Genomic DNA, 19,627 nt, shown 5'->3' with positions numbered 1-19,627 from the left:
TTATGTTTTATATTGACTATCTTGGAGTTGTTATTGCATTTTTTGCATCATTAATTCCATTGATGATATTTTTGCAATAAATGGCTTGTTCTCAATAGTGCCAGCCAAACAAAAATTAGGCAAACAGCAGCAAAATAATATGGGGGTATCATAGGGGGTATGGTAGAAAATTGAACTAAATAAAATCATTTAAAAACAATGCTATAAATAATTTTATCGAATCCCTGTAGGAATTTAAAATCAATGAGTTACCTCTATTTTTTAACCGCTATTTTTCCTGCTTGGGACGAATTTGGGACACCTCCGCCAAAAAGCAGGTCAATTTGTCGCGCATGTTCGGTCAGATGATTCGGTGCTAAGTGTGCATATCTTCTAACCATTTCGATTGACTCCCAGCCGCCCATTTCCTGCAAAATTGATAATGGAACACCTGATTGCACTAACCAGCTAGCCCAAGTGTGTCTCAAATCATGAAAACGAAAATCTTCGATTCCTGCTCGTCTTAACGCTGCATTCCATGCTGTATTATCATCAACACGCATCTTTCTCACATTAGGCAGAGCCATTCCGTTTGGACTGATTGATGATTTCGTATGAACGAAAACCCATTTGTTATGGCTTCCTATCTGATCCCGTAACACCCTGCAAGCTGTTTCATTTAGGGCTACCCCTATAGCCCTGGATGATTTGCTTTGATCTGGGTGTATCCATGCAACCTGTCTTTGCATATCAATTTGTGACCACTCCAGATTAATAATATTTGAGCGTCTCAACCCTGTAGCCAGCGCAAACTTAACGACTGACTGAAGTGGTTCGGGACATTCATCAACTAATCTCTGCGCTTCATGAGGCTCCAACCATCTGACTCGTTTTTCCCTGACGGTTGGGACTTTAATCACAGGGGCTTTCTCTAACCATTTCCAATCTCTTTCGGCTGCTCTTAATAGAGCCTTAATCAAAGCTAAGTGCTTTGCCTTGGTCGCTACCGATACTGAGACTTCTTTATAGGCAGGGATCTCGTGTCCTTTTTTCTTGGCTGCCTGAACCTGACTTTCCCAGCGCTCCTTTGCCTTGTGGTTTTTCATCTTGCTAACCGCCGTGTAAATGCTGGCTTCGGTAATATCTTTTAATCTCACTCCGCTGAAGTATTCCAGCCAGAACGCCATACGCCCTTTATCATCATCCAGTGATTTTTTATCGGCCTTTTCCTCAATCCAACGTAAACAGGCTTCATCAAACGTCACATCAGGAAAATCACCCAGCCGTTCTATGCGCCATAATTCGGCCTTTCTTCGATCGTGCAATTCCTGAGCTTGCCTCTTGTCCGTTGTTCCAAGCGATTCCTTAATTCTTTTGCCGCTTGGTGTCGTGTAGTTCCCGTACCATGTATTTCCTCTACGGAAGATTGACATTTTTTATCTCCTTTTTCTGCCACATCTACCGTGCTCACAGGCACAGTTTGGATCGAATTGTTAAGGGCTGCAATACATGCCGCGTATGTAAATAAATAAGGGGATCGGGGTCTGGCGGGATCTTTCTTGTTGTAGGCTATTTTACCTATAGCGCACCAATGGGATAATGTATCGACATTAATGCCGATAAAGTCAGCCGCCTGCTTTCTGGTAAGACTGGCTTTTTTCTTATTCTTATGATTAGCAACGAGCCTCATTTTATTTCTCTCCGAATAATTTACACATTTTGCATACAATAAACCTGCACAAATTAAGCGCTTAATTTCATGATTAAGTCGTTTATTTTTATTTCAGGCAATCCATTGCTGTTATTTTCCTTGCATTCATGAATGTGTTAATTATCAATGATGGTAGTTTTTATTTCCGGGGCTGAAAATTGAGTAAAAGGCAATATATCCACTAAATTCATATACCGTCCTCGCCGCTGATAGAGTGCATAACCGTAATCGACAATCAGTTCTAAATGATAGCAAGGCACTGGCTCGGTATGTTTTGGGCTGACCCGATACGTCGCTAAGATATGATGTTTAAATTCATCGTTATTCTTTATATCCATGCCGTGATGCTGGGTTTTGTCCTGATGATATTGATCTGCCAAAAAGGTGATATGTGTTGTTCCTGCATGCAGGCTGTTTTTTTGTGTGATATTGGCAACAATCCCTTTAATGTTGATAGCTTTTTTTTGTTGTGTTGCCGGTTTTTTGATGATGGCAGAAATGAAGGTACGCATAAATCCTCTCGTTTATTAGGGTAGTGATTATTCCTATCACTTTGATGCCGCTAACATTATCACTTAAATTTCATCAGATCCATACCAAAAGTGATATAAATCAAATTTTTTAATTATCTTATTGATATCAAATAATTTTAATTTGATATCATTTGAATGGTATGGAGTTTTTAAGGGGATGATGATTTCAATGGAGTTAAAGATACTGCATTAAAAACAGTATCTTATCGTAAATTCAGGCAGGGTTTGGTGGTGTTCGAGTGGGAGGGAAGAATGTTATCGTTTTCGCTTCATATTCCGAAATAAATACACAATCACCCCGACGATTTCTATGTCAGGAGTGAGGGTTATCAAGGGAATACGTGAGTCATCCACAGATAAAAATCCGACAGTTCCCCCTTGTTTATAACGATAAACGGAATAATGTTCTCCGATGCGGGCATAGACTAAATCATCATTGGCGATCTCTTCCTGTGTATCCACCACGATCACCGTCCCTTCTGGCGCTTCAGCACAGCCGGTATTTTGGGTGATGCGATAAGCCCGACAGGATTCAAACGCGGTTTGCTGTTCAGAAAAGGCCGGCATCATGAAGTACTCCGGGGTTTCTTGTTCTGCTTCATAAATTTTTACCGGTGCATAACGGTTGTCATTCCTGACAGCAAAATCAGTATCACCGGACTGCGATTTATGACCACTGCCATCACTCAGCCACTCCGGGCGAACGTCAAGCGCCTTGGCCAAATCAACGAGCCGGCCTGTTTTGGTCGCGTTCCCGGAGAGTAATTTCCATATCATGGATTGCGCCATGCCGGCTTTTTTGGCTAGAGAGGATTGGGTTAGACCTTTATCTGCCATGGCTTCTTTTAATCTATCAGCAAGAGTCATAAGTGCCTCATGAGGGGGTTATTTTTGTATTGCTATCCTGAATTATCGGTTGCTTATTCTATCTCTAGAGTGATATCTTTACAAACACTCCTATAGTGATATATATTGACTGTTAGTGATATTGTTATTGCGGTCGTGTTGGAGAAGGGAAAAATGAAAAACAGTGTGATAAAAAAAGTGATAGATATCGCAGGCAGTCAGGCCAAATTGGCTCAGGTGCTGGGGTGTGCGCAATCGCTTATCAGTGCATGGTTGTACGGAAAAAAACGGGTTTCGGTATCACGGGTCCCCGATATTGTGGTTTTTTCAAACGGAGCGGTTCAGGCGCATGAATTGCGTCCTGATCTGCCTACCGTTTTACCGCCGCCTGAAACTAAAACTTCTCAATAAATTCTAGCCGGGACTGAATATGCGGGGTGTTTTGAACATAGGAATGAGATTTAACATACGGTAACAGGGAGAAATGGCATGAGTATGAGTCTGATGGCGAAGGCAATGGCTATCCGGGTGGGGAATCCCCTGAGAAAACTGGTGCTGATTAAGCTGGCCGATAATGCAAATGACAAAGGGGAGTGCTGGCCCTCGTATCAGCATATTGCAGATCACTGTGAATGCAGCAAAAGCGCCGTGCGAAGTCACATTGATGCCCTGATTAAGATGGGCTTGCTGACCAAGGAAAACCGGCTGGGTAATCACAACGGGAAAGGGAATGCCTCGAATGTCTACACCCTGAATTTATCTGCTGGCCCTGTGTTACCTAAAAGCATACCCCCTGTGCCACCGGCTGGCGGCCCTATGCCATCTGCTGACACCCCTGTGCCGCCCAATGGCAGACCCCCTATGCCGTCAGATGGCACCAGAATCAGTCACTCTTTTGAATCAGTCAAGGAATCAGTCAAAGAACCTATAAAACCCCAAGGGACTGGGCAGGAAAAACAGGCAAAAAAATCAGTATTCGATCCCCTGACGGCCAAACCCGAGAATGTCAGTGCCGAAATATGGGCAGATTGGGTGACGTTCCGGCAGGAAATCAGGAAACCCCTGACCGAAACCAGTTGCCGCCAGCAGGCCAAGCAATTGGCAACTTGTCCCAATCCTGACGAGGTAATTTGCACCTCCATTGCCAACAGCTGGCAAGGGTTATTTCCTGACAAGCAGAAATCCGGTTGGCAGCCCCAAGTCAACACCCATAGCGGATTTGAGCACAAGCGTTATGAATCACACGGCGCGAGCTGGACAAAAAATCTTTAAGGAGCAGCAGACGTGATGGAAACAACGGAACCGGGAATATTGAACATCGTCCCCCGCTTTGCGCAGGCCAGCTTTGCCACCTACCAGCCACAGAATCGCAGGGCAGAAACCAATCTGAAAACCTGTCAGGGCTACGTCCAGACGTGGGCGGAACGCAAGCGGGCTGGGGAAGGCATGATCCTGTGCGGGCGTCAGGGCACAGGCAAAACTCACCTTGCCGTCGCCCTCTGCCGTGAAATTGTCGCAGGCGGGGATGAAGCGGTTTTTATCACCACTGCGTCACGCATCATCCGGGCGTTTCGTCGCTCATGGAACAGCGAAGGGGAGATGAGTGAATTTGATACCCTGAAATTTTACAGCGAGCTGGATTTGCTGGTGATTGACGAAATCGGCGTGCAGTACGGCACGGAGTCTGAACGCCATATTCTGTTTGAGGTGCTGAATAATCGCTATGAAGATCTGCTGCCCACCATTCTGATCAGTAATTTGCCCGTGACTGAGCTGGCGCAGTTTTTGGGTGACCGGACGCTGGACCGAGTGCTTCAGGGCGGCACGGTACTGGCCTTTGACTGGGAAAGCTACCGGAGGGAAATCGCATGAATGTCTATGATTTGGAAATGGCCGTCATCAGTGGCTTGTTATCCGGCGGGGCGACACCGGATGCCTACAACGTATTAGCGGTGTTACCGGATGAGGCGTTCAGCTCCGTTCATCTGCGCCGGGTGTACGGCGAAATCAAAAAGCAGGCCCTGAGCAGTGCGATTATCGATCCCTTTTTCATTGCGGATGCGATGGGCGAAGAACGCGGTATTCTGGCTAACTTGCTGGAATTAGCCAAAACGCCGGTCTGGCGGGCCAATTTAAAAGGCTATGCGGAAAAAGTCATGCGTTACTGGCGGGTACGTCAGGTCACTGAGCTGATTAACCGCTACCAGCAAGAGATCCAGGCCTGTGGCAATCACACCCAAGCGGAAGCACTGATTGAGGCATTTGCCTCCCGGTTTAATGGGATATCCCAGAGCGAGAGTAGCTTACAGCCTGTGGTCATCGGTACCTTACTGGACAGGTACGTTGAAACACTGGAGGCGCGCAATCAGGGCAAGACCGGCATGATCCTAACGGGTATTGAGCCGCTGGACGAACTGACCGGCGGATTTAACCCGACTGACCTGATTTTACTGGGCGGACGCCCGGGCATGGGAAAAACGGAACTGGCCCTGTGTATGATTGACGGCATGACCCGCAATGGTGGCGGGGCGTTGTTGTTTTCCATGGAAATGGCAGCGCAACAAATTGCCGAGCGCATGGTGGCGAGTTCGGCGGCGATGCCGGTGTCTAAACTCCGAAACTGTGAACTGTATGATGAGGACTGGGGGCGGATTGGTAATGTACTGGGTTCACTTATCGACCGGGATATTCATGTGCTGGATGCCAGCGACCTGAGTATCGAACAAATTTGCGCTATCAGTGAAACTCATCAGCGTCGCCACCCGAACTTAAAGGGGATTTTCGTCGACTACCTTGGGTTGATTCGAAAACCCCGGGCTGACCGCCATGATTTAGCTGTGGCAGAAATATCGAAGGCACTGAAAGGCTTGGCGAAACGGCTGCATACCCCGGTCACGGCTTTGAGCCAGCTCTCAAGGGAAGTGGATAAGCGCCCTTTGAATCAACGTCGCCCGATAGCGGCTGACTTGCGTGATTCCGGCTCACTGGAGCAGGATGCGGATCGCATCATTTTTACGTATCGAGATGGGGTGTATAACCCACTCAGTTCCGCCAGTCAGTACGCGGAAATTATTCTGGAGAAGAATCGTCACGGGCAAACCGGCACAGTTTATCAGGCATTCAGGCACGGTCATTACCTGCCGACCGATCAGATATCGGCAGCCGAAATTTGCCGCAGGTCGCAACAAGCCCAACAAAAACAACGCCATTATGCCAACAGGGCGCTTTAATCACAGGGGAGTGCGTGAATGCGTGATATTCAGCTAGTCATGGAACGTTGGGGCGCATGGGTGGCGGATAATTGTGACGGGGTTTACTGGTCTTCCATTGCGGCGGGTTTCAACGGGTTAATCCCGAACCGGGTGAAATCCCGCGTACAGTGTTGTGATGACGATGCCATGATTATCGCCAGTTGCATGGCAAAACTGAATCAGCAGTGTAACGATGCGCACGATCTGCTCTTTGATTATTACGTCTTTGGTAAAACGTTTATGCAACTCGCCCATGATCATCATTGTTCGGATACGCACATCGGGAAGCGATTACAAAAGGCTGAAGGCGTGATTGAAGGGATGTTAATGATGCTGGATATCGTACTGGACATGGATAAAGATATCCCGTTAGTACAATATCCCTGATGTGACTGCCTATAAAAATAAATCTTTACGATCGTAAAAACGGCGCTATTGTGATAAACGTGATAGCAAAGTCCCCCGGCTTATTAATACCCGGCAGCTTAAACCTTGCCCCGCGCAAGGTTTTTTTACGCCTGAAATAAAACATAAGACTTGCTGTTGTGATGGGTCAGAGTTACATGTGTGTTCAAGCATAAAAACTGACCATGAGGTTAAATTTATCATGCTAAAACATGAAGATATGACAATAACAGCCGCCTGTGTTTTAGATGCCGTGCCTTTGCATACGTGGTTTTCTGTTTCTGAAGTGTCTAAATTAATGGGGTTGCCTGAACCCCGTTGCCAACTATTGTTAACACAATTTCGTCTGGCGGGTTTAATGGAAAGCCGGGACGATGACACGTTTTTCAAACGTTCTCCCTGATGGGGTTATTTCCCAGAACGTGAAAGTGTAGCCGGTGAATGCCGGTTTTTCGTGTTGTCGTTTTCCTGAGAACAGTCAGCGTCGAGAGGAAAAAAGCGGATGGATTTACGCCCTGTCACCTTAGTCAACGATGACTCCCTAAAATTTATCAAAACCCTGCCAGATAACTGCATTGACTTAATTGCCACAGACCCGCCGTACTTTCGCGTGAAAGATTGTAGCTGGGATAATCAGTGGGAGGACGTCACGGCTTACCTTGCGTGGCTGGATGAACTGTTGGCTGAATTCTGGCGGGTACTGAAACCGAACGGTAGCCTGTATATGTTCTGTGGTTCGCGTCTGGCCTCGGATACGGAACTGCTGGTGCGGGAACGGTTTAACGTGCTGAACCATATTATCTGGGCGAAACCGTCTGGCCCGTGGCGCAGGCAGAATAAAGAAAGCCTGCGCATGTATTTTCCGGCCACTGAACGTATCATTTTTGCCGAACATTACCAAGGTCCTTATCACCCGAAAGGCGATGGCTATTTCAAACAATGCCGGGAACTGAAACAGTCGGTGTTTAAACCGCTGGTCGATTATTTTCGTGATGCTCGCAAAGCGTTAGGCATCACAGCAAAAGCCATACACAAAGCTACCGGAAAGCAGATGGCCAGTCACTGGTTCAGCGACAGCCAGTGGCAGTTACCCAGTGAAACGGGCTATCAAAAGTTGCAGGGACTGTTTGACCGTATTGCTAAAGAAAAGCACCCGCGTGGTGAACTGAACACCCCGTATTCTGAGCTGGTGGACTCTCATTTCACCCTGTCGCGTCAGTATGACGAATTGCGGCAGGAATACGGTTTAATGCGCCGTTCATTCACGGTGACGGCAGACGTGCCTTATACCGATGTCTGGCATTTTGCGCCAGTGCAGTATTATCCGGGCAAACATCTGTGTGAAAAACCGGCTGATTTAATGGCGCATATTATCCAGTCCAGCAGCCGGGAAGGGGATTTGGTAGCCGATTTCTTTATGGGTTCCGGGGCGACACTGAAAGCGGCGTTGAAACTCAATCGTCGTGTATTAGGTGTGGAGCTGGAAGAGGAACGGTTTAAGCAAACGGAGCAGGAAATCAAATTATTTACAAATAAATGAATTGGGTCCAGTGGATTGTAAAAATGACCACACAAGGCGAATCGATATATTAAAACATAAGAATTTATTAATATATTCATCCTGTTTAACAGCAGGCGGAAATTAAATATTAAATTTAACTTCCCATTATTTATAAATATAAGGAAATAGTATGTCTGAATTTATTAAGCCTGAACATGAATGCCCCTTTGAACCAAAACAATATCAGTGTGATTGTTTTATTGCACCAGCGGGCTCTTTTTCTTGGGCTTTGATTCAATTAAAACTACGCAAGCGCGTTACCCGTTCTGTTTGGGTGAATTGCCAAGGGAATAATGAGATGTATCTGGCTATCACTCCACGTGTAAATAATTTAGCCGTAGAGAAAGATAGCGCTTATGCCGTTGATGGCGTTGCTGTTGAGACTAAATACGATTATTTGACTCATATTGATCTGCGCAATGAGCACGGTAATTTTGTGCCGTGGCAGCCAACGCAGGAAGATATGATGGCGTGTGATTGGCATTTTGTAGAACAGAAAGAAGAGCTCATTAAACCTAAACCATTTGTTAAGCCTGCGCATCAATTGAAAGTACGGTTAACTGTTGGTGAATATATTTCCTCTAACAAAACTCACTATGTTGGTTATGGAGATCTACATGGTACCACTACTGACTACAGTACAGGAGCATGGGAAGTCATTAGTAATGATACATTGCTTCCAAATAAAATTAGTCAATTCAGGGTAATTCATTCGAATTCAGAACCTAATCGTGACTTTGTTCTTGATGAGATGAATAACTCTAGTAAAATCAAAGACCAACTTGGTTCAAAAAAATTAATTATTAAATATTTAGATAAAGAATATGATTTAGGAATCGCTAAGACATACTATTCTGCGACTCTATTATATCCTCGAACAGAAGGTTCAGCAGCATTAGAAGAATTATTTATCTCATCAATTGGAAAAAAACTAGAACTTGAATTTAATTTTTTTGAGGAATAATTGATATAAAAAATATATTCATAGTACTGGATTAGATTATGTTAAGACTGTGTTTTATGAAGTGTCCAGCTTAATGAAGTCACTTCACTTGACGCAGTTTTTTTGTTTTTGCCACTGCAATTACGTTACTACTTTTTGTTGCTGGTGCCTTACTTACTACAACTCACAGGGGCGAATATATTTCACCCCACGGATGCTCATTGCTCGAATAGGGGGTGTATAAAAATGAAAGAAAACTCTGATATCTGGGTATACCTCGGTGAGTGGATTATATCAGTAAAAGAACAAGGCATCGGAGCTGTACTCGCAGGAATAATGGCATTTTTCCGAGGTCGCTATAACGGTGTAGGTTGGTTAAAAGTGTCTATCGATGCCTTTATATGTGCCATGTTTGCTTGGTTCATTCGTGATGTATTAAATCTGTTTGGTCTGAATCCTGACTTAGCTTACGTCGGCAGTGTGGTGATTGGTTATCTGGGAACAGATTTTATCGGCCAATTGTTGCGTAAGGCGGCAAAGAAAAGAGCAGGAGCTTCTTCTGATGGAAATCAGCAATAAAGGTCTTGAGTGTATCAAACGGTACGAAGGTCTGAAACGAAAAGCCTACCCTGATCCCGCAACCGGCGGTATGCCGTGGACCATTGGTTATGGTCATACAAAAGGAGTTAAAAAAGGGGATGTGATTACAGAGCAGCAAGCCGAAGCATTCCTACATGATGATCTCCAACCTATATACACCACCTTAAGAAGATTGGTTAAAGTTCCTTTGAGTCAAAGCCAGTTCGATGCCTTGTGCTCGTTTATCTTCAATTGTGGCAGCGGGAACTTTTCGGGTTCCACTTTATTGAAGAAACTCAATCAAAGTGATTACACCGGCGCAGCGGCAGAGTTTTCCCGATGGAATAAAGCAGCAGGCAAGGTTATGCGTGGGCTGGATAATCGCAGGACATCTGAGCGCTAGATGTTTTTATCATGAAGCTCAATTTCACCTCTGGCGTTGTTATTGCATTGATTATTGCTTCAGCCGCTGCCTTCTTATACCGCGCTGGCTATAAGAAACAGCTCGGCATTAATAGCGACCAGGTAACTGAAATCCAGCAACTGACTGACACTATCGACTATCAGAGCATGCATATTGACATGCTGCATGAACTGGATAGCAAACACACGCAGGAACTCGCCAATGCCAAGACTGAAATCGACACTCTTCGGGCTGATGTTGCCGCTGGTCGTCTCAAGCTGCGCATCCAAGCCACCTGCCCCGTGTCTGAAATCACTTCCTCCAGCAGCGTGGTCGATGCAATCACCGTCGAACTCACTGGAGAAGCTGGATCAACTGTTCTTGATATCCGAGAGGGCATTATCAACGATCGGGCAAAATTAAGCTATTTGCAGGAATATGTGAGAACACTGTGTTTGTGAGATGTGAATAATCAGGCATCGTGGGTATTAGCGATCAATCACATCCAGTGATTTCACGCATGAGGAGAGCATTATTTCAAGCCCTCCTCTACCAGGATACAGTTGTGACTAATGTAGTCTGCATCTAAAGTTAGGGTAGCGGTACATAATGAGGTAAAGCAGCTGACAACAATATGCACGTAAAGTAGACTGAAAATCCAATGATATTAATCAATAAAGGGAGTTTGGGTTATGCTCAAAGGGATATTCGTGATGCTTTGCATGTCTTTCTTACCCATCGTTACTCTTATGACGATAGTGCTGTTGTATGTATTGATAACAGGTATTAGCGATTACAAAATAAAAAACTACTCACTTAATGACTGGAAAGGTTTTGCGATATTAGGCGTGGTAGTTGTCTTATTATTCTGTTTGGCTTGTTTTCTTTGGTCTCAATTTCCAGCATTTATCGAATTAATGGGGAAGCCTACTTATAGGTCACGCGTTCAAATGTAATGATTGAGGTACGACTTCGTATTATATAACCAACCGCCTTATGATAACCACCTTCGGGTGGTTTTTTGCCATATGGAGACCAGAACATGCCACCTCGTATTCCCCGATCCTGTCGCAAGTCAGGTTGCCCCAAGACCACCACCGACCGCAGCGGCTACTGCACTGACCACCTGCACATGGGCTGGCAGTCTCATCAGCAAAGCAAGAGCCGACACCAACGTGGCTATGGCAGTCAATGGGATAAGCTAAAGACGCGGGTCAAACAACGAGATAATTCTCTGTGCCAGCACTGCTTGCGGCAGGGGCGAGTGGTCACCGGCTCCACGGTTGACCATATCCAACCCAAAGCCCACGGTGGCACTGAGGCGTTAAGCAACCTGCAATTATTATGTGAAGCCTGCCATCGGCAGAAAACCGCGACCGAGCGATTACGAAGAGATTAATTTCTGATTGTAACTATTGCTCATGTCATCGTTATAGGGGGAGGGCGGCTCAAATCGCTGCCCCTCTCGCTCCGAAGGACCGCCACCGTGGGGCTTTTTTTATCCCCGCGAAAAATGAAATTTAAATCACGCGTTTTTCACTGTTTTTAAGCACGGGAGATGCTGTGTATGACCGGAACGGCGGGCAAGTCAGGTCGTCGCCCCAAGCCGACGGCACGTAAGGCACTGGCAGGCAATCCGGGCAAACGCAGGCTGAATCGGGATGAACCGACTTTTACCCCGTTGACGAGCGTTTCACCGCCGGATTAGTTTGCTGAAAGTGAAATGTCGCTGGCCGAGGTGATGTGGGCGCTGACCAGTAAGGAATTATGTGCACAAGGATTACTGTGTGTCACCGATCTCGCTGTGCTCGAACGCTGGTGTGTGGCTTACCAGTTCTGGCGCAATGCCGTGATGAATATCGCCCGGCAGGGTAATACCGTGACCGGTGCAACCGGCGGTCCGATTAAAAACCCGGAACTGACCGCTAAAAAAGAGCAACAGGCTGAAATGGATACGACCGGCTCGATGTTGGGACTCGATCCGAGCAGCCGTCAGCGTTTGATTGGGGCGGCAGGTCAGGCTAAAACGGATAATCCGTTTATGAGGATGATTGCATCGTGAGCCGTAAATCTTACCTGAATATCAATGCGGCGAACCAATATGCCCGTGATGTGGTGCGCGGCAAAATTGACGTTAGTCGCTACGTCAGAGAGGCCTGTCAGCGGCATCTGGATAATCTGAATCAGGAAAAGAGCACGCTATTCAAATATCGGTTCGATAAAGCGCTGGCCGAACGTGCCGCGAAATTTATCCAGCTCCTGCCGCACACCAAAGGGGAATGGGCGTTTAAACGGATGCCGATCACACTGGAGCCGTGGCAACTGCTTATTGTCTGCTCGGCCTTTGGCTGGGTGCATAAAGGCAGCCGGTTACGCCGTTTTCGGGAAGTGTATACCGAAATTCCGCGTAAAAATGGCAAATCCGCCATTTCAGCGGGTGTGGCACTCTATTGCTTTACCTTTGATGACGAATTTGACGCGGAAGTCTATTCCGGTGCGACCACGGAGAAACAGGCGTGGGAAGTGTTCCGGCCAGCCCGCTTGATGTGCAATCGCACGCCATTACTGATTGAGGCATTTGGTATTGAAGTAAATGCTTCCAATATGAATCGTCCGGCAGACGGAGCCCGGTTTGAGCCGCTGATCGGCAATCCCGGGGATGGGCAGTCACCCAGTTGTGCGATTGTGGATGAGTACCACGAGCATGATACCGATGATCTCTACACCACTATGCTGACGGGCATGGGGGCACGGCGTCAGCCACTGATGTGGGCGATCACCACGGCAGGTTACAACATTGAAGGCCCGTGTTATGACAAGCGGCGCGAGGTGATCGAGATGCTGTCCGGCAATGTGCCCAATGAAGAGCTGTTCGGGGTGATCTATACCGTGGACGAGGGGGATGACTGGACCTCACCGGACGTATTACGCAAGGCCAACCCGAATATGGGGGTCTCAGTCTATGCTGATTTCCTGCTGAGCCAGCAACAACGCGCCCTGAATAACCCGCGTTTAGCCAGCGTATTCAAGACCAAACACCTGAATATCTGGGTATCGGCCCGTGAGGCTTATTTTAATAGTGTGAGCTGGAAACAGTGCGAAGACACCTCACTGACACTGGCGCAATTCGAGGGTCAGCCCTGCTTTCTGGCCTTTGACCTCGCCCGCAAGCTGGACATGAACAGCATGGCGCGGCTTTTTTCGCGTGAGATTGACGGCAAACAGCATTTCTACAGTATTGCGCCACGGTTCTGGGTGCCGTATGACACGGTTTACTGTGTGGAACAGAACGAAAATCGGCGCAGTGCTGAGCGTTTTCAGAAATGGGTGGAAATGGATCTGCTGACTGTCACAGAAGGCGCCGAAGTGGATTACCGCTACATTCTTGAAGAAGCCAAGCTCGCTTGTCACCTGAATCCGGTTAATGAGGCACCGATTGATCCCTTCGGGGCCACCGGCTTATCTCACGCACTGGCAGACGAGGGCATTAACCCTATCATCATTACTCAGAATTTCACGCATATGAGTGATCCGATGAAAGCGCTGGAAGCGGCGATTCAATCCGGGCGTTTCCATCATGACGGTCACCCGATTATGTCATGGTGTATCGGTAATGTGGTCGGGAAAACGATGGGCGGCAACGATGATATTGTGCGCCCGATTAAAGAGCAGAAAGACAGCAAAATTGATGGCGCAGTGGCGCTGATGATGGCGATGGGGCGGGCGATTTTGCACGCAGCCCCCAGTCTTTCCGATCATCTGATCTCCCACGGTGTTCGCTCACTCTGAGATTTTTTTATGAAATTATTAATGATGGCTGCCCCGCTGGTTGGGCTGGCAGGCTGCGCTCTGCTGTCTTACGGCGCATGGCGGCTGTTGCCGGCTGCGGGATTGATGGTGGCAGGCTGCCTGTGCCTCGGCTGGTCGTATGGGGTCTCACGTATATTGAGTCAGAAACCCGATAAGGAGACCTGATGTTTTTCCCCGGCTTATTTCGCAAATCCGCCGACGCCATGACCGTCCGTGACTTAAGTGAACTGATTGGCCTGTCCTATGATACCTACAGCGGGCGGCGGGTCAGCCCGCAGTTAGCCATGCAGCTCACCGCCGTGTTCAGTTGTGTGCGGGTGTTGGCGGAATCGGTCGGTATGTTGCCCTGTTCGCTGTATGAGCAATTAGAACGCGGCAACCGACGTGCCATTAAAGAGCGGCTGCATCAACTGTTGTCGGTCAAACCCAATCACTATATGACACCGCAGGAGTTCTGGGAGTTGCTCATTGCCTGCCTGTGCCTGCGTGGTAATTTCTATGCTTACAAAGTGAAGGCGCTCGGGGAAGTGGTGGAGTTACTGCCCCTCGATCCGGGCAGCGTCACGGCAAAACTCAACAAAGATTGGCAGCCGGACTATCAGGTGACCTTCCCGAGCGGTGAAAACCGGACGCTGACACAGGATGAACTCTGGCATGTGCGCATTTTTACACTGGATGGTCTGACCGGGTTAAGCCCGATTACTTACGCCCGGCAAGCGATAGGGCTGGGGCTGGCCACCGAAGAACACGGTTCTCGATTGTTTGGCAACGGGGCCGTGACCAGCGGTGTCCTGCAAACGGATCAAGCCTTGAAAGAGGAAGCCTATCAGCGTCTGAAAATGGATTTTGAAGCCCGTCATCAGGGGCTGGTCAACGCCCATAAGCCGATGATCCTGGAGATGGGGCTGAAATGGCATCAAATCAGTTTATCGGCAGAAGATGCACAGTTTCTGGAAACCCGTAAGTTTCAGTTGGAGGAAATCTGCCGCATTTTCCGGGTGCCGTTGCATATGGTGCAGAACACTGATCGCGCGACCTTTAACAACATTGAAAATCTGGGGATCGGGTTTATTAATTACTCGCTGGTGCCGTACCTCACCCGCATTGAACAACGTATTAATGCTGGGCTGGTCAAAACTGCTAAACAGGGGCGGTTCTATGCCAAGTTTAACACGGGAGCTTTACTGCGTGGCGATATGAAATCCCGCTTTGAAGCCTACGCCACCGGTATTAACTGGGGTATTTACGCGCCGAATGAATGCCGGGAGCTGGAAGAACTCAATCCCCGTGAGGGCGGCGATATTTATCTCACACCGATGAACATGACCACGCAACCTGAACCAGCGCCGAAAAAAGAGGAAGAAAATCATGCCGATGATCACCCAACAACGACTTGATATGCCGCTGAAAATCAAATCGGTCAACGATGCCGGCGAATTTGAGGGATACGGCTCTGTGTTCGGCCTCAAAGACAGCGTTGATGATATTGTCTTACCCGGTGCGTTTGCCAATACGCTGAAACAATGGGGTGAAAAAGGCAGTCTGCCTGCGTTGCTCTGGCAGCACCGGATGGATGAACCCATCGGGATTTATACCGACATGAAAGAAGACGAGACCGGACTGTATCTCAAAGGGCGATTGTTGATCGAAGCTGATCCGCTGGCAAAACGGGCTCATGCCCATATGAAAGCTGGATCACTTTCTGGTTTGTCGATCGGTTACACCCTGAAAGACGGAGAGTATGACCGAACAAAGCAGGCTTTTTTATTGAAAGATCTCGATTTATGGGAAGTCAGTCTGGTGACTTTTCCCGCTAACGAGGATGCGCGGGTGAGCAATGTGAAATCCGCCTTGGCCCGGGGTGATATCCCCAATCCCAGTTGTATTGAACGGGTTCTGCGCGATGTTGGACTCTCCCGCGCTCAGGCTAAGGCCTTTATGGCGGAGGGATACGGCGCGTTGTCTTTGCCTGATGCTGAGACTACCTCGGCATTAACGGCCCTGAAATCATTACATTTTAACTAACCGGAGTGTTTGATGGCGATTGAAGTCAAAGATGTACAACAGGTTGCGCAAGAAATTCAGCAGCGTTTCGATGAATTCAGGCAGAAGAACGATCAGCGTATTGAGGCCATCGAAGCCCAGAAAGGGAAGTTGTCCGAGCAGGTGGATACGCTGAATGGCAAACTGTCTGAGCTGGATACCCTGAAAACCGCGCTGGAAGAGGAGCTGGCGGGGCTGAAACGTCCGGCAGGCGGCAGCAATACGCCCGCAGTGAGTGAACACAAAGCGGCGTTTGCTCAGTTTCTCCGCAAGGGCAAGGAAGAGGGGCTGGCAGCGCTGGAACAAAAAGCGATGCAAACCACGGTCGATCCTGAAGGTGGCTATGCCGTGCCGGAAGAGCTGGATCGCAATATCATCAATGCCCTGAAAGACGAAGTGGTGATGCGTGCTGAGTGTCACGTGGTGTCCGTAGGCAGCCCGAACTTTAAGCGGTTGGTGAATCAGGGCGGTGCTAACAGTGGCTGGGTGGGAGAAACCGATGAACGACCGGAAACGCAAACACCGAAGCTGATGCCCATCGAACCGACATGGGGCGAGATTTACGGTAATCCAGCCGCGACCCAGACCATGCTGGATGATGCCTTTTTCGATGTGGACGCCTTTATTTCGTCTGAACTCACACAAGAGTTTGCTGAGCAGGAGGAGAGTGCGTTTACCCACGGTGACGGCAAAAACAAACCGAAAGGTTTGCTGGCCTACGGCAGTGATGCGCAGGAAGACAAAGATCGCAAATGGGGCACGTTGCAGCATCGGTTGCTGAAAAAGCCGACCGAGATCACCGCCGACGACATACTGCAGCTGATCTACACACTGCGTAAACCGTATCGCACCGGCGCAAAGTTCATGATGAACAACAACATGCTGTTTCAGGTGCGCACCCTGAAAGACAGTCAGGGCAACTACCTGTGGCAGCCGGGCCTGCAAGTGGGGCAACCTTCCGCCTTGCTCGGTTACGGTATTGCCGAGAATGAGCAGTTCGCCGATTTGGGGGCAGGTACGGTGCCGATGGCGTTCGGGAGCTTCAAACGCTGCTATACCATTTTGGATCGTCTTGGGGTACGTATGCTGCGCGATCCCTACACGCACAAGCCGTTTATTCACTTCTATACCACCAAACGGGTGGGTGCGCTGCTGGTGGACAGCAACGCCGTGAAATTGCTGAAAGCGGCAGAAGGTAAGGCGTAATTATCAGGAGTTCACATGCCATTCCCCTCTTTGGATCTGCTCAGGCAGCAGTGCCGACTCGACAGTGATAATCCCGCCGAAGATGATTTATTAAACACCTATTCCCGCGCTGCCATCAAACGGGCGGAAAGCTACCTGAACCGTCGCCTGTATGAGAGCGTGGTACCGGAGGATGATCCCGATGGCTTGCTCGTGACCGATGATGTGGCACTGGCGATTATGTTGACCGTGGGATTCTGGTATGACAGTCGGGACGGCCAGTCATTGCCGCTGGGCTTTCAGGCCTTACTGGAACCCTATCGTTTTATTCCATTATAGGAGAATCACGATGAAAGCAGGAGAACTGCATCATCGTATCCGGTTACTTCGTCCGGTTATTCATCGGGACGAACTGGGTGCAGAAACGTTCAGCCACAGCACTGTCGCCACTGTCTGGGCAAAAGCCGAGGCCGTGTCCAACCGAAAGCTCCGTACTGCCGAGCAGCAACAGGTGATCGAGGTACAGCAATTTACCGTCAGATCCCGGCGTGATATCGGGCCGGGTTGGCTGATTGAACATCAGGATCGGCGGTTCACGGTACGCACCATTGACCGTAATCGTGCCGACCGCACGATAATGACCACGGAGGCCGATGTGCGCCATGATTGAACCTGAACTGAAAGCCGATTTAGAACGGATAACGGGCCTGCCGGTTTATCCGCTGATGTTGCCCTCGACAGTATTAGAAGGCGTGACCTATCAGCGCATCAGCGATCCCCGATTCACTCTCGGGTTGGTGGCCTCACCGTTAATCGAAGCACGTTTCCAAATCAGTATTATGGTGCTGAACGATTACACCCAGGCCCTGCGACTGGAAGCGAAAATCCGTTCAGCATGGGAATCCGTCCAGCATGGCTTGCTCGGTGGTTATCCGGTACAAACCATTTCACGCGGGATTTTGCAGCAGGAGGCGGAAGAGCTGACCGAAAATCGCAAGCGTTACCGTATCACCCGTGATTTTATCATTGCCTATACGGAGGTCACAGATGATTAGTGCCAGCGTGTCCGGCCTCGAGGCATTAGGGCGCAAATTGCAGGAACTGGAGGTTGATCTTCAGACTAAAGTTCTGCGTCAAGCCGGTAAAACGGCGATGGAAATCGTGCAGGAAGACATGCAGGCTCATGCGGGGTATGACTCCAAGAGTAAAGAGCCACATCTGCGGGACAATATCAAAACCCGCTCCACGAAATCGAAGAAATACCCGGGCGGGGTGATGATTACCGTCGGCCCCACCAAAGCTCACCGGATGAAAGCCTTAGCACAGGAAATGGGCACGATCAAACAGGTGCCGAGTCCCTTTATCCGTCCGGCGCTGGATTACAACAAACAGGCCGTTTTAACCGCGCTGGCGCGGGAAATCAGCGCCGCTTTATCGTCTTATAGCAAATAACCTGACAGGAGTCATCATCATGACAACGTCCCCCGAATACGCTGTTCTGCCGGTAGGTACGGTCGTTAAGTTCGGCAAACCCGGCGATAGCGTGGCACAGATGAAACCCCTCATCAACTGTAAAGCCTTGGGTGCAACCGGGCTGACCGGCAGCTTTGTCGACTGCACCACCCTGATGGATACCAATAAGCAGTTTATCTCCGATATACCGGAAGGCCCGGAAAAATCCCTCGGCTTTATCGATGATCCGGCGAACGACGATTTTGTCTCTTTCCTAAACGCGGCTGAAAAGCGCGAAACCGTGCAGTTTTACATCGCCCTGCCGAATAAACGGACTGCCACGATGGTACTGGCGCTTTCCGGCTGGGAAATGAATGACATTAACGCGCCGGCGAGTGAAGTGATCCAGATCACCGTCAAAGGCAAACAAAACAACCTCGTTTGGGGTATCGCAGACAGCAAAATAGGAGTTAACCCATGAAAGCACTGAAAGCGGCTTTACTGACTCCGCGTCCGCAGATTAAAGCGGTGGAATTGTTTGGTACGCAAATCAATCTGCGTCGGATGACGGCACTGGAACTGCTGGAGCTGGAAGAAAAAGCGGAAAAGCTGAGTGAAGCGGGAGACGGGCGCGGGGCTTCCCGCCTGAATATACAGATGGTACTGGATTGTCTGGTGGATGATAAGGGTAAACCCATTCCCGCCGATGATCTGCCCACCGCAGAGGAATTGATGATCGTCCATGATAACGCCATCCTAATTGAAGCCATCCAGACCGTGAAGCGCCATTCCATCGGCACGCTGGAGGAGGCCGAAAAAAACTAACTGACTCGTCGTGGCTGCATTTTGCCTTCACGTTAGCGGAACAGCTCGGCGAAATCGATCCCTATCGTATCCTGTCCTTGCCGGCGTCCACGCTCAACGAA

Annotated in this window: 26 protein-coding genes and 1 pseudogene; 23 read left to right on the top strand and 4 right to left on the bottom strand. The window is 48.7% G+C overall.

Annotated features, from left to right (window positions below):
* Positions 1-254 precede the first annotated feature (254 nt).
* From Xhom_RS22650 to Xhom_RS22640, 3 genes are all read right to left on the bottom strand, one after another.
* Positions 255-1,412, bottom strand: coding sequence for a tyrosine-type recombinase/integrase (locus Xhom_RS22650; RefSeq protein WP_069318266.1), 1,158 nt, complete (start codon positions 1,410-1,412; stop codon positions 255-257).
* A 394-nt stretch (positions 1,413-1,806) separates the two neighbouring features.
* Positions 1,807-2,202 carry a hypothetical protein gene (locus Xhom_RS22645; RefSeq protein WP_069318267.1) on the bottom strand — a complete coding sequence of 132 codons (396 nt, stop codon included), beginning with the start codon at positions 2,200-2,202 and terminating at the stop codon, positions 1,807-1,809.
* 276 nt (positions 2,203-2,478) lie between these two features.
* On the bottom strand, positions 2,479-3,090 hold the full coding sequence (locus Xhom_RS22640; protein ID WP_069318268.1) for a helix-turn-helix domain-containing protein: 612 nt from the start codon (positions 3,088-3,090) through the stop codon (positions 2,479-2,481).
* Between the two features lie 153 nt (positions 3,091-3,243).
* Between Xhom_RS22640 and Xhom_RS22635 the strand changes: the two genes are divergently transcribed.
* The 14 genes and pseudogenes from Xhom_RS22635 to Xhom_RS22565 all read left to right on the top strand — a co-directional run bounded on the left by Xhom_RS22635 (position 3,244) and on the right by Xhom_RS22565 (position 14,000).
* Positions 3,244-3,480 carry a transcriptional regulator gene (locus Xhom_RS22635; RefSeq protein WP_069318269.1) on the top strand — a complete coding sequence of 79 codons (237 nt, stop codon included), beginning with the start codon at positions 3,244-3,246 and terminating at the stop codon, positions 3,478-3,480.
* A gap of 78 nt (positions 3,481-3,558) precedes the next feature.
* Positions 3,559-4,341, top strand: a complete 783-nt coding sequence (locus Xhom_RS22630; RefSeq protein WP_069318270.1) for a helix-turn-helix domain-containing protein — start codon at positions 3,559-3,561, stop codon at positions 4,339-4,341.
* Between the two features lie 174 nt (positions 4,342-4,515).
* Positions 4,516-4,941 (top strand): ATP-binding protein, encoded by a 426-nt coding sequence (locus tag Xhom_RS22625; protein ID WP_244590803.1) that lies wholly within the window; start codon positions 4,516-4,518, stop codon positions 4,939-4,941.
* Positions 4,938-6,299, top strand: a complete 1,362-nt coding sequence (locus Xhom_RS22620; RefSeq protein WP_069318272.1) for a replicative DNA helicase — start codon at positions 4,938-4,940, stop codon at positions 6,297-6,299. Before Xhom_RS22625 ends, Xhom_RS22620 begins: the two co-directional genes overlap by 4 nt.
* A gap of 18 nt (positions 6,300-6,317) precedes the next feature.
* Positions 6,318-6,707 (top strand): antiterminator Q family protein, encoded by a 390-nt coding sequence (locus tag Xhom_RS22615; protein ID WP_069318273.1) that lies wholly within the window; start codon positions 6,318-6,320, stop codon positions 6,705-6,707.
* Between the two features lie 220 nt (positions 6,708-6,927).
* A complete protein-coding gene (locus Xhom_RS22610; RefSeq protein ID WP_069318274.1) occupies positions 6,928-7,128 on the top strand; it encodes a hypothetical protein in 201 nt (66 codons plus the stop codon).
* Between the two features lie 99 nt (positions 7,129-7,227).
* Entirely contained in the window at positions 7,228-8,265 is a 1,038-nt protein-coding gene (locus Xhom_RS22605; protein WP_069318275.1) for a DNA-methyltransferase, read from the top strand.
* A gap of 151 nt (positions 8,266-8,416) precedes the next feature.
* Positions 8,417-9,250: a DUF2829 domain-containing protein gene (locus tag Xhom_RS22600; RefSeq protein WP_069318276.1), complete on the top strand. Its 834-nt coding sequence runs from the start codon at positions 8,417-8,419 to the stop codon at positions 9,248-9,250.
* Between the two features lie 225 nt (positions 9,251-9,475).
* The gene (locus tag Xhom_RS22595) at positions 9,476-9,808 is read left to right on the top strand and encodes a phage holin, lambda family (protein ID WP_099139842.1); all 333 of its coding nucleotides are present in this window, start codon (positions 9,476-9,478) and stop codon (positions 9,806-9,808) included.
* Positions 9,792-10,211, top strand: a complete 420-nt coding sequence (locus Xhom_RS22590; protein ID WP_046335925.1) for a lysozyme — start codon at positions 9,792-9,794, stop codon at positions 10,209-10,211. Before Xhom_RS22595 ends, Xhom_RS22590 begins: the two co-directional genes overlap by 17 nt.
* Before the next feature lie 11 nt (positions 10,212-10,222).
* Positions 10,223-10,672 (top strand): lysis protein, encoded by a 450-nt coding sequence (locus tag Xhom_RS22585; protein ID WP_069318277.1) that lies wholly within the window; start codon positions 10,223-10,225, stop codon positions 10,670-10,672.
* 581 nt (positions 10,673-11,253) lie between these two features.
* The gene (locus tag Xhom_RS22575; protein ID WP_069318279.1) at positions 11,254-11,610 is read left to right on the top strand and encodes an HNH endonuclease; all 357 of its coding nucleotides are present in this window, start codon (positions 11,254-11,256) and stop codon (positions 11,608-11,610) included.
* Between the two features lie 168 nt (positions 11,611-11,778).
* Positions 11,779-12,273 (top strand): annotated as a pseudogene (locus Xhom_RS22570) (phage terminase small subunit P27 family).
* Positions 12,270-14,000 carry a terminase large subunit gene (locus Xhom_RS22565; RefSeq protein ID WP_069318280.1) on the top strand — a complete coding sequence of 577 codons (1,731 nt, stop codon included), beginning with the start codon at positions 12,270-12,272 and terminating at the stop codon, positions 13,998-14,000. Before Xhom_RS22570 ends, Xhom_RS22565 begins: the two are co-directional and overlap by 4 nt.
* Before the next feature lie 7 nt (positions 14,001-14,007).
* Here Xhom_RS22565 and Xhom_RS47140 read toward each other — a convergent pair whose 3' ends face one another.
* A complete protein-coding gene (locus tag Xhom_RS47140; RefSeq protein WP_169928497.1) occupies positions 14,008-14,226 on the bottom strand; it encodes a hypothetical protein in 219 nt (72 codons plus the stop codon).
* On the opposite strand from Xhom_RS47140, the gene Xhom_RS22560 reads away from it, so the two are divergent.
* From Xhom_RS22560 to Xhom_RS22520, 9 genes are read left to right on the top strand one after another with little or no spacing between them, the layout of a single operon-like run.
* Positions 14,186-15,418 carry a phage portal protein gene (locus Xhom_RS22560; RefSeq protein ID WP_069318281.1) on the top strand — a complete coding sequence of 411 codons (1,233 nt, stop codon included), beginning with the start codon at positions 14,186-14,188 and terminating at the stop codon, positions 15,416-15,418. The genes Xhom_RS47140 and Xhom_RS22560 overlap by 41 nt on opposite strands.
* Entirely contained in the window at positions 15,396-16,046 is a 651-nt protein-coding gene (locus Xhom_RS22555) for an HK97 family phage prohead protease (RefSeq protein ID WP_069318592.1), read from the top strand. The genes Xhom_RS22560 and Xhom_RS22555 overlap by 23 nt, the downstream gene beginning before the upstream one ends.
* Positions 16,047-16,058: 12 nt before the next feature.
* On the top strand, positions 16,059-17,270 hold the full coding sequence (locus Xhom_RS22550) for a phage major capsid protein (RefSeq protein ID WP_069318282.1): 1,212 nt from the start codon (positions 16,059-16,061) through the stop codon (positions 17,268-17,270).
* A gap of 15 nt (positions 17,271-17,285) precedes the next feature.
* On the top strand, positions 17,286-17,588 hold the full coding sequence (locus Xhom_RS22545; RefSeq protein ID WP_069318283.1) for a head-tail connector protein: 303 nt from the start codon (positions 17,286-17,288) through the stop codon (positions 17,586-17,588).
* Positions 17,512-17,919, top strand: coding sequence for a phage head closure protein (locus Xhom_RS22540; protein ID WP_232326199.1), 408 nt, complete (start codon positions 17,512-17,514; stop codon positions 17,917-17,919). Before Xhom_RS22545 ends, Xhom_RS22540 begins: the two co-directional genes overlap by 77 nt.
* Positions 17,912-18,304, top strand: a complete 393-nt coding sequence (locus Xhom_RS22535; protein ID WP_069318285.1) for a hypothetical protein — start codon at positions 17,912-17,914, stop codon at positions 18,302-18,304. The genes Xhom_RS22540 and Xhom_RS22535 overlap by 8 nt, the downstream gene beginning before the upstream one ends.
* On the top strand, positions 18,297-18,701 hold the full coding sequence (locus Xhom_RS22530; RefSeq protein ID WP_069318286.1) for an HK97-gp10 family putative phage morphogenesis protein: 405 nt from the start codon (positions 18,297-18,299) through the stop codon (positions 18,699-18,701). The genes Xhom_RS22535 and Xhom_RS22530 overlap by 8 nt, the downstream gene beginning before the upstream one ends.
* 19 nt (positions 18,702-18,720) lie before the next feature.
* Positions 18,721-19,182 carry a phage tail protein gene (locus tag Xhom_RS22525; RefSeq protein WP_069318287.1) on the top strand — a complete coding sequence of 154 codons (462 nt, stop codon included), beginning with the start codon at positions 18,721-18,723 and terminating at the stop codon, positions 19,180-19,182.
* On the top strand, positions 19,179-19,526 hold the full coding sequence (locus Xhom_RS22520; protein WP_069318288.1) for a phage tail protein: 348 nt from the start codon (positions 19,179-19,181) through the stop codon (positions 19,524-19,526). Before Xhom_RS22525 ends, Xhom_RS22520 begins: the two co-directional genes overlap by 4 nt.
* Positions 19,527-19,627 lie beyond the last annotated feature (101 nt).

It is taken from the genome of Xenorhabdus hominickii (assembly GCF_002632725.1).
Classification (GTDB): domain Bacteria; phylum Pseudomonadota; class Gammaproteobacteria; order Enterobacterales; family Enterobacteriaceae; genus Xenorhabdus; species Xenorhabdus hominickii.
Note: the sequence above shows the minus strand (reverse complement) of the source record. Positions and strands in the feature narration are given on the sequence as shown.

What these genes read in the sequence shown, in the direction of transcription:
- Xhom_RS22650 (WP_069318266.1), bottom strand. Translation starts at nt 1,412, where the DNA reads ATGTCAATCTTCCGTAGAGGAAATACATGGTACGGGAACTACACGACA.
- Xhom_RS22645 (WP_069318267.1), bottom strand. Translation starts at nt 2,202, where the DNA reads ATGCGTACCTTCATTTCTGCCATCATCAAAAAACCGGCAACACAACAA.
- Xhom_RS22640 (WP_069318268.1), bottom strand. Translation starts at nt 3,090, where the DNA reads ATGACTCTTGCTGATAGATTAAAAGAAGCCATGGCAGATAAAGGTCTA.
- Xhom_RS22635 (WP_069318269.1), top strand. Translation starts at nt 3,244, where the DNA reads ATGAAAAACAGTGTGATAAAAAAAGTGATAGATATCGCAGGCAGTCAG.
- Xhom_RS22630 (WP_069318270.1), top strand. Translation starts at nt 3,559, where the DNA reads ATGAGTATGAGTCTGATGGCGAAGGCAATGGCTATCCGGGTGGGGAAT.
- Xhom_RS22625 (WP_244590803.1), top strand. Translation starts at nt 4,516, where the DNA reads ATGATCCTGTGCGGGCGTCAGGGCACAGGCAAAACTCACCTTGCCGTC.
- Xhom_RS22620 (WP_069318272.1), top strand. Translation starts at nt 4,938, where the DNA reads ATGAATGTCTATGATTTGGAAATGGCCGTCATCAGTGGCTTGTTATCC.
- Xhom_RS22615 (WP_069318273.1), top strand. Translation starts at nt 6,318, where the DNA reads ATGCGTGATATTCAGCTAGTCATGGAACGTTGGGGCGCATGGGTGGCG.
- Xhom_RS22610 (WP_069318274.1), top strand. Translation starts at nt 6,928, where the DNA reads ATGCTAAAACATGAAGATATGACAATAACAGCCGCCTGTGTTTTAGAT.
- Xhom_RS22605 (WP_069318275.1), top strand. Translation starts at nt 7,228, where the DNA reads ATGGATTTACGCCCTGTCACCTTAGTCAACGATGACTCCCTAAAATTT.
- Xhom_RS22600 (WP_069318276.1), top strand. Translation starts at nt 8,417, where the DNA reads ATGTCTGAATTTATTAAGCCTGAACATGAATGCCCCTTTGAACCAAAA.
- Xhom_RS22595 (WP_099139842.1), top strand. Translation starts at nt 9,476, where the DNA reads ATGAAAGAAAACTCTGATATCTGGGTATACCTCGGTGAGTGGATTATA.
- Xhom_RS22590 (WP_046335925.1), top strand. Translation starts at nt 9,792, where the DNA reads ATGGAAATCAGCAATAAAGGTCTTGAGTGTATCAAACGGTACGAAGGT.
- Xhom_RS22585 (WP_069318277.1), top strand. Translation starts at nt 10,223, where the DNA reads ATGAAGCTCAATTTCACCTCTGGCGTTGTTATTGCATTGATTATTGCT.
- Xhom_RS22575 (WP_069318279.1), top strand. Translation starts at nt 11,254, where the DNA reads ATGCCACCTCGTATTCCCCGATCCTGTCGCAAGTCAGGTTGCCCCAAG.
- Xhom_RS22560 (WP_069318281.1), top strand. Translation starts at nt 14,186, where the DNA reads ATGTTTTTCCCCGGCTTATTTCGCAAATCCGCCGACGCCATGACCGTC.
- Xhom_RS47140 (WP_169928497.1), bottom strand. Translation starts at nt 14,226, where the DNA reads ATGGCGTCGGCGGATTTGCGAAATAAGCCGGGGAAAAACATCAGGTCT.
- Xhom_RS22555 (WP_069318592.1), top strand. Translation starts at nt 15,396, where the DNA reads ATGATCACCCAACAACGACTTGATATGCCGCTGAAAATCAAATCGGTC.
- Xhom_RS22550 (WP_069318282.1), top strand. Translation starts at nt 16,059, where the DNA reads ATGGCGATTGAAGTCAAAGATGTACAACAGGTTGCGCAAGAAATTCAG.
- Xhom_RS22545 (WP_069318283.1), top strand. Translation starts at nt 17,286, where the DNA reads ATGCCATTCCCCTCTTTGGATCTGCTCAGGCAGCAGTGCCGACTCGAC.
- Xhom_RS22540 (WP_232326199.1), top strand. Translation starts at nt 17,512, where the DNA reads ATGACAGTCGGGACGGCCAGTCATTGCCGCTGGGCTTTCAGGCCTTAC.
- Xhom_RS22535 (WP_069318285.1), top strand. Translation starts at nt 17,912, where the DNA reads ATGATTGAACCTGAACTGAAAGCCGATTTAGAACGGATAACGGGCCTG.
- Xhom_RS22530 (WP_069318286.1), top strand. Translation starts at nt 18,297, where the DNA reads ATGATTAGTGCCAGCGTGTCCGGCCTCGAGGCATTAGGGCGCAAATTG.
- Xhom_RS22525 (WP_069318287.1), top strand. Translation starts at nt 18,721, where the DNA reads ATGACAACGTCCCCCGAATACGCTGTTCTGCCGGTAGGTACGGTCGTT.
- Xhom_RS22520 (WP_069318288.1), top strand. Translation starts at nt 19,179, where the DNA reads ATGAAAGCACTGAAAGCGGCTTTACTGACTCCGCGTCCGCAGATTAAA.